This is a genomic window from Mycobacterium sp. (assembly GCF_049585075.1).
GTDB lineage: Bacteria > Actinomycetota > Actinomycetes > Mycobacteriales > Mycobacteriaceae > Mycobacterium.
In genome coordinates this window covers 1-10,612 of sequence record NZ_JBAUZA010000507.1, presented here as the reverse complement: position 1 = coordinate 10,612, position 10,612 = coordinate 1, and the positions used below count along the sequence as shown (strand labels likewise).

Here is a 10,612-nt window from a genome sequence, read left to right as displayed (position 1 = left end):
GGTCCCGGTGCCGCCCGCCGCCTCGATCGCGGTGGACACCGCGGCGTAGCCGGGATGCGTAAAGCTTTCCACGGTGAGCGAATCGAACACCGGTCCGGCCAGAGCCGGGTACTGCAACGCCGACTTGAGCGCCTCGCGCTGCGGCCACAGCGTGGGGTCGTGCGGGTCGGGACGAATTGCAGCGAAGTCGGACTCAGCGGTGTCGGACTGGGCTGCCGCGGCGCGACGAGGCTTGGCTCGGCCGGTTGGGTGCTTCGCCTCTTCGCGCACCCGGCCAACGACTTGCGCCACATCCGACCAGCCGACCCAGCCGGCCAATTGGCGCGCGTACTCATCGCGCAGCGTGGGGTCTTTGATCTGAGCAACCATCGGTACGCAACGACGCAGCGCGGCCACCCTGCCCTCGGCGCTGTCCAAGTCCACCTCGCCGAGTGCGGCGCGAATCGCGAACTCGAACAACGGAGTTCGCCGCGCCACCAGATCGCGCAGCGCGCCGTCGCCGGATGCCAGCCGCAGGTCGCAGGGATCCATACCGTCGGCGGCGACCGCGACGAAGGACTGGCCCGCCAGATGCTGTTCGCCGCCGAAGGCCTTGAGTGCCGCCGCCCGGCCCGCTTCGTCGCCGTCGAACACATAGATCAGTTCACCGCGAAAGAAGTTGTCGTCCATCATCAATCGACGCAGCATCGCCAGGTGCTCGTCGCCGAAAGCGGTGCCGCAAGACGCGACCGCCGTCGTCACCCCGGCCAAGTGCATCGCCATCACGTCGGTGTAGCCCTCGACGACGACGGCCTGATGTCCCTTGGCGATATCGCGCTTGGCCAGGTCGATACCGAATAACACCGCAGACTTCTTGTACAGCAACGTCTCCGGTGTGTTGACGTATTTGGCTTCCATCGGGTCGTCGTCGAAGATCCGGCGTGCCCCGAACCCGATCACCTCGCCGGCGGAGCTGCGGATCGGCCACAACAACCTGCGGTGGAACCGGTCGATCGGGCCGCGACGGCCTTCCCGCGATAACCCGGCAGCCTCAAGCTCCTTGAACTCAAAACCTTTGCGCACCAAATGTTTTGTCAACGAATCCCAGCCCGACGGCGCGAACCCGCAGCCGAAATGTCGCGCGGCGTCGACGTCGAAATTCCGCTCGGTCAGGTATTGGCGAGCCGGCTGCGCCTCCGGGGAGTCCAGCGCCGCCGCGTAGAAAGCCATCGCCTCAGCATTGGCGGCGAGCAGCCGGCTGCGACTGCCCCGGTCACGCTGCACACTGGTGGACGCGCCGGTGTAGGTGATCGTGTAGCCGATCCGGTCGGCCAGTACTTCGACGGCCTCGACGAAGCTGACGTGTTCGATCTTCTGGACGAACGCGTACACGTCGCCGCCCTCGCCGCAGCCGAAGCAATGGAAGTGACCGTGGTTGGGCCGGACGTGGAACGACGGCGACTTCTCGTCGTGAAAGGGGCACAGGCCCTTCAGCGAGTCCGCGCCGGCACGACGCAGCTGGACGTAGTCGCCGACGACCTCGTCAATGTGGACTCGTTCGCGGATGGCGGCGATATCGCGATCAGAGATCCGCCCGGCCATCGGCTCAGTGTAGAGCGATCGCCAGACCGCGAGGACGCGAAGATTGACTGTCTGTGATTAACCGGTTCCGATCACGCCGCACGCGAAGCGCTTCTCGGCGTCGGGGGTGTTTTCCGCGCCGTGCATCATCAGCGCTGTCTTGCTGCCCGCCAACAAGTCGTCCCTGGTGAACGCGTCGCTGGTGGTCACCAGGTATCCGGCGCCGTCCTTGCGGACCTCCAGCGTCGACAGGTCACCGCTGGGAGGTTCCCCGGTGTGCCCCGGTGCCTGGTAGTGCATGCCGGCCGACATGAAGTCGCCGGGCGGACCGCCCATCGGGTCAGCCGAGTTGGGCTCGCACTTGCCGATCGCGTGGATGTGCAGGGCATGGAATCCCGGTGCCAGGATGCCGTTCGTGGTCGTCTTCACCGTGACAGTGGCATAGCCGTTGGCAAATTCGAAGGTGGCCGTGGCCACCGAACGACCGTCAGCGGTGTGCAGTTCGGCGCTGAGGCTTTGGGCAGAAGGGGCAGCGCTCGTCGAGGAGGACGCTGCGGGCGCCCCGCTGGACGACGTGGTGCTGGACTGTTGATTGGAGCCGCAGCCGCTGAGTGCGACGGCAGCCGACAACGTGGCGACAACAACATTGGTGTGCTTGACCATAAGCTCCGAGCCTAATGCGGCTCAGCGTTGTGTGGTCTCGATGCGTTCCAGACGTCCCTCGGTGAAAGAAGCGATCTGGTCGACGACGACCCGCAGCCGCTCACCGTCGTCGGCGGCGGTGTTGAACGCCGGCACGAACACCGGGTCGAGGGTGCCGGGCGCCCCGGCCAGCAGCCAATCCGCCACCCGGTGGATCCGCTCGCGTTGGTTGCGCTGGCGCTCCTGATGACGCGGATCCGACATGATGAATTGCAGCGCCAGGGTCTTGAGCACCGCAACTTCGGCGCGCACGACGTCCGGGACCCGCAAGTCGGTTTGGTAGCGGACGAGTTGCCCGGGACCCGCGGCGGCCCGGGTGGCCGCGATCGCCGCCGACGCGAACCGGCCCACCAGCTCGCTGGTCAGTTGCTTGAGCGCAACCGAGGCCGCCAGCGTGGCGTCGTACTTGCCGACCGCAGCGACTACCGGCAGCCCGGACAGCCGATGCGCGGCGGCGGCCAGGTCGTCCGCGGTGATTATGCGCCGCTCCTCCTCATCGCTCCGCTCTGCATCGTCGCCGCCGCGCACCCGGGCGAAGTCGCGCGCCCCCACCTTGCCCAGCGCCGCCGCTTCGTCGTCGTCGGCGAGCACCCGTAAGTCGATCCGCCCGGCCACGACGCCGTCTTCCACGTCATGCACCGAATAGGCGACATCGTCGGCCCAGTCCATCACTTGGGCTTCCAGACAGGCCCGATCTGCGGGCGCCTGTTCGCGTACCCAAGCCGCGGCGTCGCGATCGAAATCGTAAAAGCCGAACTTGCGTCGATCCCGACTCCGGGTCCAGGGATATTTGGTCACAGCATCCAGACCTGCCCGAGTCAGGTTCAGTCCAACGCTATGTCCTTGCTGATCCAGAACTTTGGGCTCCAGACTGGTAAGGATCCGAAAGTTTTGCGCATTACCCTCGAACCCGCCGTGCGCCGCCGCGACCTCATCGAGCGCCTGTTCACCGTTATGCCCGTACGGCGGGTGCCCGATGTCGTGGGCCAGACCGGCCATGTCGACAAGGTCGGGATCGCAGCCCAGCCCGATCGCCATCCCTCGCCCGATCTGGGCGACCTCCAGCGAATGAGTCAGTCGCGTACGCGGAGTGTCGCTGTCCCTCGGCCCGACGACCTGTGTCTTGTCAGCAAGGCGGCGCAGCGCGGCGCTGTGCAGCACCCTGGCGCGGTCCCGGGCGAAGTCGGTGCGGTGCTGGCCCTCGGTACCCGGCAAGCCCGCGGTCTTCGACGCTTCGGGAACCACCCGCTCGCGGTCGAAATCGTCATAGGGGTCTTGCTGACTCATCAGCGCACAGTCTGCCAGCACCTCCTGGCAATGCCGCGGAGCGGATTAGATTATCGACCATGCGCATTGTCCGCCGGCTCGCCATCGTCCTGGCGATGCTGATCACCGCTTTACTGGTGGCGCCCTCCGCCACGGCGCAGCCGCCCTTCCGGCTGGCCACCTACATCACCGACGACGCCGGGGCGCTGAACGGATCGGGTCGCGCCGCGGTCCAATCGGCCACCGGCAAGCTCTACTCCGATCGCCGTATTCAACTGTGGGTGGTTTTCGTCGACACCTTCTCCGGGCAATCGGCGGTGAGCTGGGCGCAGAGCACGCGTGCCGCCAGCGATTTGGGCGACTTCGACGCGCTGCTGGCTGTCGCGACCGTCGACCGTTCCTACGCGTTTTTGGTACCCAACCGGGTGCAGAGCATTAGTTCAAGTCAGGTCGATGATTTGCGGCGCAACCAGATCGAACCGGCGCTGCGCCGCGGCGATTGGAGCGGTGCTGCGGTCGCAGCGGCCAACGGGCTCGACCGAAAGCACGAGTCGTCGGCGGCCCCGTTACTGATCGGGCTCGGTGTGATCGTGGCCGCGGTGCTGATTCTGTACGTGGTCATGCGGTACCGGCGCCGACGGCGCCGTGCGGCCGAACTTGCCGCTGCGCGTCGTGTCGACGCCACCGACCCCGAAGCACTGGCGGCGCTGTCGCTGGGTGCGCTCGACGACCTGTCGCGGTGGAAAGTCGTCGACGTCGACAACGCGGTTCGCACCAGCGCCAACGAACTGGCGTTGACGATCGAAGAGTTCGGCGAAAAACGAACCGCACCGTTCAGCGCAGCGGTGAACAACGCCAAAGCCGCTCTAGCACAAGCGTTTACCGTGCGTCAGCGGCTTGACGACGCAATGCCCGAGACACCCGCGCAGCGGCGCGAGCTGTTGACCCAGGTGATTGTCTCCGCGGCGCGGGCCGATCGCGAGCTGGAGTCGCAGCGTGAGGCCTTCGAAAAAATGCGCGACCTCGTGGTCAGCGCGCCATCGCGGCTCGACGGCCTGACTCAGCAGATGGTCGAGCTGACCGCGCGCATCACTCCGGCCGAACAGCGAATGACAGAGCTGCACAACGAATTCGACCCTGCGGCGCTGACTTCGGTGGTCACCAACGTCGCGACCGCCAAGGACCGGCTGGCGTTCGCCGACCAAAACCTCAGCCGCGCCCGTGATCTGGCGGCCAAGCCGGTCAGCGGCGAGCAAAGCGGTCTGGTCGACGCCGTGCAAGCGGCGGAGTCGGCGCTGGGACAAGCCCGAGCGTTGCTCGACGCAGTGGACAACGCCGCCAACGACATTCGTCACGCGGTCGCCACGCTGCCGTCGCTGATCGCCGACATCCAGTCAGGTATAGAGCACGCCGCTACGCAGCTGCAAAACCCGCAGCAAACCAAAGCGGCGCACACTCGCGAATTGGCCAGCGTCCGGGATGCGGCGAAAAGAGCCCTGGACACTGCCCGCGCCAGCGGCTCGGCCGATCCGCTGAGCGCGTTCACCCAGCTGACCAAGACCGACGCCGACTTGAACCGGCTCCTCGCCATGGTCGCCGAAGAGCAAGCCGCCGCCGAGCGACTCAACCGTGCTTTCGAGCAAGCGCTATTCACAGCGCAGTCGCGGATCCACGCCGTCTCCGATTTCATCGACACCCGGCGCGGCAGCATCGGACCCGAGGCGCGGACCCGTCTCGCCGAGGCAAGCCGGCAACTGCAAGCCGCCCAAGATGAGCGCCAGACCGACATCAGTGAAGCGATCACCCGTGCCAACACCGCGACGACGCTGGCCGCTCAGGCTCAGTCCCTGGCCAACGACGATGTCCAATCCGCCCAGCTCGCCTACGCCGGACGCTATGGCAGCGGCGACCATATGGGCGCGATGATGGGCGGGCTCATCATCGGCGACATGCTCGGCGGCGGTTGGGGTGGTGGCTGGGGCCCAACGTCGTTCGGCGGCTCATCGGGCTCGTCCGACGGCGGCTTCATGGGCGGCGGGGGCCGGTTCTGAGGTCGCGTCGCGCCAGACATGGAGAGGCGCGGCAGCCCACCACGCCCTAGTGTGCTGCCGCGCCAAATCGGGGGATACTCGTCCGCTATGTCGTCTGCGTGGCCAATGATATTGGTCATGTGAGCAATAGTTGGGAAGTTGACGAAAATTCTTTCCCGTGTTGCAACTCGCCCTCTAGCAGGCCCGCAGGCGCGATCCCAGATAGTCCACCACCGCATCGATGGCCACCCGGTCCTGTGTCATCACGTCGCGCTCCCGGATGGTCACGGCGTGGTCCTCGAGCGAGTCGAAATCCACCGTCACGCAATATGGGGTGCCGATCTCGTCCTGGCGACGGTAACGGCGGCCGATGGCGCCGGCGTCGTCGAACTCCACATTCCAGCATTTGCGTAGTTCGGCGGCCAGATCGCGGGCCTTGGGGCTCAGATCGGCGTGCCGGGATAGCGGCAGCACGGCAGCTTTGACCGGCGCAAGCCGGGGATCGAGGCGCAGGACCGTGCGCTTGTCCATGCCGCCCTTGGCGTTGGGCGCCTCGTCCTCGTGGTAGGCGTCGACCAGAAACGCCATGAACGATCGCGTCAGCCCCGCCGCCGGCTCGATCACGTAAGGCACATACCGGGTGTCGGTACCTTGATCGTAGAAGGACAGATCCACACCGGAATGCTTTGCGTGCGTGGATAAGTCGAAGTCTGTCCGGTTGGCGACACCCTCCAGTTCGCCCCACGGATTGCCAGCGAAGCCGAACTTGTACTCGATGTCGACGGTGCGATCGGAGTAGTGCGACAACTTCTCCTTGGGGTGCTCATACAACCGCAAGTTCGCGGGCTCGATGCCCAGGTCGACGTACCACTGCAACCTGGTGTCGATCCAATACTGGTGCCATTCTGTGGCGGTCGCGGGCTCGACGAAGAACTCCATCTCCATCTGCTCGAACTCACGGGTGCGGAAAATGAAGTTGCCCGGGGTGATCTCGTTGCGGAAGCTTTTGCCGATCTGACCGATACCGAACGGCGGCTTGCGGCGCGCGGTCGTCACCACGTTGGCGAAGTTGACGAAAATCCCCTGCGCGGTTTCTGGCCGCAGATAGTGCAGGCCCTCCTCGGTTTCGATCGGACCGAGATGGGTCTTGAGCATCATGTTGAACTCGCGCGGCTCGGTCCATTGGCCCTTGGTGCCACAGTCGGGGCAGGCGATCTCGCTCATCGGCACCGAATCGGGATCGGCGATATCTTTCTTGGCCGCGTACGCCTCCTGCATATGATCTTGGCGGTGCCGATGGTGGCAGTTCAGACACTCCACCAACGGGTCGTGAAACACCTCAACGTGTCCGGAGGCGACCCACACCTCGCGCGGCAAGATGATCGACGAGTCCAGGCCGACGACATCGTCGCGGCCGGTGACCACCGCGCGCCACCACTGCCGTTTGATGTTCTCCTTGAGTTCCACCCCCAGCGGCCCGTAATCCCATGCCGACTTGGTGCCGCCGTAGATTTCGCCGGCGGGGTAGACCAGGCCGCGCCGCTTGGCGAGGTTGACGACGGTGTCGATGACGGACGCCACGAGGTGATTACTCCTGTCTTCGATGCGGGGACACTTCGAGCCTGTAGAGCATCCGTCATCGTAGCGATTAGCCGCCGAGCTTCTTTGACATGCGTGATCATGCATGTGACAGTGGAGCCAGTATGTCCTCCTCGACCTCAACGGCAGCCAACGGCGACGAACTGGTAGACCAACACCAGCACGGTGACGCGGTTGAACTGCCAGCGCCACCGCCGCGGGAAATCCTGGAAGCCGCCGGTGAGCTGCTCCGCGCGCTGGCCGCGCCGGTACGGATCGCCATCGTGCTGCAATTGCGTGAATCCCAGCGCTGCGTGCATGAACTGGTCGATGCGCTGGGTGTACCGCAGCCGCTGGTCAGCCAGCACCTCAAGATCCTCAAGGCCGCGGGCGTGGTCACCGGCGAGCGGTCCGGCCGCGAGGTGCTCTACCGGCTGGCGGATCACCACCTGGCCCATATCGTGATCGACGCCGTCGCGCACGCCGGCGAGGACAAGTAGTGACCACTGGCGAAAGGTCCACCCGGCAGCGGGCGGCGATCTCGTCGCTGCTGGAAACGCTCGACGACTTCCGGTCAGCCCAGGAACTGCACGACGAGCTACGGCAGCGCGGCGAGAACATCGGCCTGACCACCGTCTACCGGACGCTGCAGTCGATGGCCGCGGCCGGCATGCTCGACACGCTGCGCACCGACACCGGGGAGTCGGTCTACCGGCGCTGCTCGGAACACCATCACCACCACCTGGTATGCCGCAGCTGCGGATCGACCATCGAAGTGGGCGACCACGAGGTCGAGGCGTGGGCGGCCGAGGTGGCCACCGAACACGGCTTCTCCGATGTCAGTCACACCATCGAGATCTTCGGCACCTGCTCGGACTGCCGCTGACTCAATCCGTCAGCGCGCGACGGATCTCGGCACCCTTGTCGAGCACCATCAGGATCAGGGTGCGCAGCGCGTCGTCGCTGAGGCCACCGCCCGGAAAGTTGTAGCGCAGCATCACGTCTGCCGTTTTGTTCGAGTTGCGTTTGGCGGTCGCTTCGCCGACCTTTTCGACCAGTGCCACCGATCCCAGCAGAGTACTGCGTGCCTGCTCGGCGACGCTGTCGCGAATCTTCTTGGTAAGCAGCAGATCCCACGCCACAATCTGGGTCAGCGACACCAGATCGAGCTCTTCGGTGATGGTCACCACCCGCAACGACGCGATGGTGCCGTCGTGTCGCACGGTCAGTGCACCGTCGGATTCTTCTTCGAGGGGCAACACCTCGGAAAGTACTGTCAGCAAACGTTCCTGCAAGGATGGCACTAGCTTGCCCTCATCTGCATTTGATCACTTTCACATCTGCCACACGGATCTCGGCGTTGGCGAGCGACACGATGTGCCCGCCTCTGAGCGACAATTCCGTCGATTCGACGATGCGAAAACTGTTCGACGGCCGGTTGTCGCTCAGAGGCGGGCACAACGCGCATCTCTTTCACGTGGTGACTCGTGTGACTGCCCATCAAGCCGTCCCGAATCGTCGGTGCCGCGACGCGTACTCTTCGCAAGCCGCCCACAGATCGCGGCGGTCGTAGTCGGGCCAGAGCGTGTCTTGAAAGATGTATTCAGCGTAGGCCGCTTGCCACAGCATGAAATTGCTGGTCCGCTGCTCGCCCGAGGTGCGCAATAACAGATCCACGTCGGGAATGTCGGGGCGGTGCAGGTGGCGGGCAACGGTCGCCTCGGTCACCCGTTCTGGGTTCAGTCTGCCCGCAGCGGCTTCGCGCGCGATATCCCTTGCGGCCTCGGCAATTTCGGTACGGCCACCATAGTTGACGCAGTAGTTCACCGTGATGACGTCGTTGCGTATCGTCATCTCCTCTGCGATCGCCAACTCGTTGATGACACTTCGCCACAACCGTGGCCGCGAGCCCACCCAGCGAATCTTGACGCCCATCTCGTTGAGGTTTACTCGCCGCCGTCGCACCACGTCGCGGTTGAACCCCATCAGGAAGCGCACTTCCTCGGCGGAGCGCTTCCAGTTCTCGGTGGAAAACGCGTAGAGGCTGAGCCATTTGACGCCGATTTCGATTGCGCCGCAGACGATGTCGATGACGACGGCCTCCCCCATCTTGTGTCCTTCGACACGGGTTAGTCCGCGCTGGGTGGCCCAGCGGCCGTTGCCGTCCATCACGATCGCAACGTGGTTGGGCAGCTGGCTCGCGGGGATCCGCGGAGCGGCCGCCTTGGAAATGTGTTGTGGGGGCCGCCGCGGGCCGCCGCCGGGCGACGGCGGAAGCGCGGGAAAGACCACGGGCCAGGTGGACTTGTCGGGAAATGTCGGATAGTCGTCGCGCGCCGGGGGCAGTTGCGGAAAGTCAGCCGGCTTCTGGTTCCGCACCATGGGCCACATCCTGCCTGACCAGAGCTATGCGACGATCGGCGAGGCTCTGATAGACCTGGTCGGCCCGGCCTGTCCGCTCGACCAGCGGCAACGTTCGCAGCTGCCGCTCCAGATGCCATTGCAGGTGGGCAGCCACCAATCCGCTGACGTGGCTACGGGCCGAGTGCGGTGCGGTCTCCGTGGCCTCCCAATCCCCGTCGTGCAGCGCCGACATCAGATCCAGCACACCCAGCGGCGGTGTGGTCGCACCGGCGGGGCGGCAGTACCCGCAGACGCTGCCGCCGGCGGCGATGTGAAATGCCCGATGCGGGCCAGGTGTGCCGCAGCGGGCACATTCGGTCAGCGCCGGGGCCCACCCCGCGATGCTCATGGCCCGCAGCAGATAAGCGTCCAGCACCAGCTCACGGGGTCGGCGACCGTCGGCCACCGCCCGCAAGGCTCCGACCGTGAGTCGATGCAATGCCGGGGCCGGGGCCCGTTCCTCACCGGCGAGGCGCTCGGCGGTTTCCAGCATCGCGCATGCGCAGGTGTATCGGCCGTAGTCGCAGACGATGTCGGTGGCGAACGCGTCAAGCGAAACGACCTGAGTGACGATGTCCAGGTTGCGGCCCGGATGCAATTGCACGTCGATATGCGCGAACGGCTCCAGTCGCGCGCCGAACTTGCTGCGGGTACGGCGCACACCCTTGGCCACCGCGCGGACCAGGCCATGGTCGCGGGTGAGCATGGTGACAATCCGGTCGGCTTCGCCGAGCTTGTGCTGGCGCAGCACCACCGCACGGTCTCGGTACAGCCGCATAGATACCAGTTTGTCACCGCACTGCGACGAAGCCTCGCACCCGCGCCGATAATGTCTGTACCGATGATCGACGCCGCTACTCCCCGATTTCCGACCCTGACCGAACAGCTCTACCAGTTGGCCAGCGGTGAGGTGACGTCCGACGAGTTGGTCCGCCGCTCGCTGCACGCCATCGACCTGAGCCAGTCGACGCTGAACGCCTTCCGTGTGGTGCTCACCGAGACGGCGCTGGCCGACGCTGCCGCGGCCGACCGGCGGCGTGCCGCCGGCGACCAGGCGCCGCTGCTGGGTGTAC

At 65.6% G+C, this 10,612-nt stretch carries 11 protein-coding genes; 4 read left to right on the top strand and 7 right to left on the bottom strand.

What is annotated here, in order from left to right; all coding sequences use genetic code 11:
• The 3 genes from dnaG to WB785_RS23695 all read right to left on the bottom strand — a co-directional run.
• Positions 1-1,581 (bottom strand): DNA primase (gene dnaG, locus WB785_RS23705; protein ID WP_424082372.1); only part of this gene is annotated, 1,581 nt, incomplete at its 3' end.
• A gap of 57 nt (positions 1,582-1,638) precedes the next feature.
• The gene (locus WB785_RS23700) at positions 1,639-2,223 is read right to left on the bottom strand and encodes a superoxide dismutase family protein (RefSeq protein ID WP_424082370.1); all 585 of its coding nucleotides are present in this window, start codon (positions 2,221-2,223) and stop codon (positions 1,639-1,641) included.
• A gap of 21 nt (positions 2,224-2,244) precedes the next feature.
• Positions 2,245-3,549 (bottom strand): deoxyguanosinetriphosphate triphosphohydrolase, encoded by a 1,305-nt coding sequence (locus WB785_RS23695; protein ID WP_424082368.1) that lies wholly within the window; start codon positions 3,547-3,549, stop codon positions 2,245-2,247.
• A 59-nt stretch (positions 3,550-3,608) separates the two neighbouring features.
• Here WB785_RS23695 and WB785_RS23690 point away from each other — a divergent pair, with 59 nt between their 5' ends.
• Positions 3,609-5,579 (top strand): TPM domain-containing protein, encoded by a 1,971-nt coding sequence (locus tag WB785_RS23690; RefSeq protein WP_424082366.1) that lies wholly within the window; start codon positions 3,609-3,611, stop codon positions 5,577-5,579.
• A gap of 174 nt (positions 5,580-5,753) precedes the next feature.
• Here WB785_RS23690 and WB785_RS23685 read toward each other — a convergent pair whose 3' ends face one another.
• Entirely contained in the window at positions 5,754-7,163 is a 1,410-nt protein-coding gene (locus WB785_RS23685) for a glycine--tRNA ligase (RefSeq protein ID WP_424082373.1), read from the bottom strand.
• A gap of 98 nt (positions 7,164-7,261) precedes the next feature.
• Here WB785_RS23685 and WB785_RS23680 point away from each other — a divergent pair, with 98 nt between their 5' ends.
• Together WB785_RS23680 and WB785_RS23675 are read left to right on the top strand one after the other, a co-directional pair.
• Positions 7,262-7,636: an ArsR/SmtB family transcription factor gene (locus tag WB785_RS23680; protein WP_424082364.1), complete on the top strand. Its 375-nt coding sequence runs from the start codon at positions 7,262-7,264 to the stop codon at positions 7,634-7,636.
• On the top strand, positions 7,636-8,022 hold the full coding sequence (locus tag WB785_RS23675; RefSeq protein WP_424082362.1) for a Fur family transcriptional regulator: 387 nt from the start codon (positions 7,636-7,638) through the stop codon (positions 8,020-8,022). Before WB785_RS23680 ends, WB785_RS23675 begins: the two co-directional genes overlap by 1 nt.
• A 1-nt stretch (position 8,023) precedes the next feature.
• On the opposite strand, the gene WB785_RS23670 is transcribed toward WB785_RS23675, so the two are convergent.
• The 3 genes from WB785_RS23670 to recO all read right to left on the bottom strand — a co-directional run bounded on the left by WB785_RS23670 (position 8,024) and on the right by recO (position 10,317).
• Positions 8,024-8,440 carry a hypothetical protein gene (locus WB785_RS23670; RefSeq protein WP_424082360.1) on the bottom strand — a complete coding sequence of 139 codons (417 nt, stop codon included), beginning with the start codon at positions 8,438-8,440 and terminating at the stop codon, positions 8,024-8,026.
• A gap of 196 nt (positions 8,441-8,636) precedes the next feature.
• Positions 8,637-9,518 (bottom strand): decaprenyl diphosphate synthase, encoded by an 882-nt coding sequence (locus WB785_RS23665; RefSeq protein ID WP_424082358.1) that lies wholly within the window; start codon positions 9,516-9,518, stop codon positions 8,637-8,639.
• On the bottom strand, positions 9,493-10,317 hold the full coding sequence (recO, locus tag WB785_RS23660; protein ID WP_424082356.1) for a DNA repair protein RecO: 825 nt from the start codon (positions 10,315-10,317) through the stop codon (positions 9,493-9,495). The genes WB785_RS23665 and recO overlap by 26 nt, the downstream gene beginning before the upstream one ends.
• Before the next feature lie 63 nt (positions 10,318-10,380).
• On the opposite strand from recO, the gene WB785_RS23655 reads away from it, so the two are divergent.
• On the top strand, positions 10,381-10,612 hold a 232-nt coding region (locus WB785_RS23655; RefSeq protein WP_424082354.1), incomplete at its 3' end, for an amidase family protein.

Bases quoted from the DNA above. Each gene is read 5' to 3' on its own strand.
- WB785_RS23700 (WP_424082370.1), bottom strand. From the start codon at position 2,223: ATGGTCAAGCACACCAATGTTGTTGTCGCCACGTTGTCGGCTGCCGTC.
- WB785_RS23695 (WP_424082368.1), bottom strand. From the start codon at position 3,549: ATGAGTCAGCAAGACCCCTATGACGATTTCGACCGCGAGCGGGTGGTT.
- WB785_RS23690 (WP_424082366.1), top strand. From the start codon at position 3,609: ATGCGCATTGTCCGCCGGCTCGCCATCGTCCTGGCGATGCTGATCACC.
- WB785_RS23680 (WP_424082364.1), top strand. From the start codon at position 7,262: ATGTCCTCCTCGACCTCAACGGCAGCCAACGGCGACGAACTGGTAGAC.
- WB785_RS23665 (WP_424082358.1), bottom strand. From the start codon at position 9,518: ATGGTGCGGAACCAGAAGCCGGCTGACTTTCCGCAACTGCCCCCGGCG.
- recO (WP_424082356.1), bottom strand. From the start codon at position 10,317: ATGCGGCTGTACCGAGACCGTGCGGTGGTGCTGCGCCAGCACAAGCTC.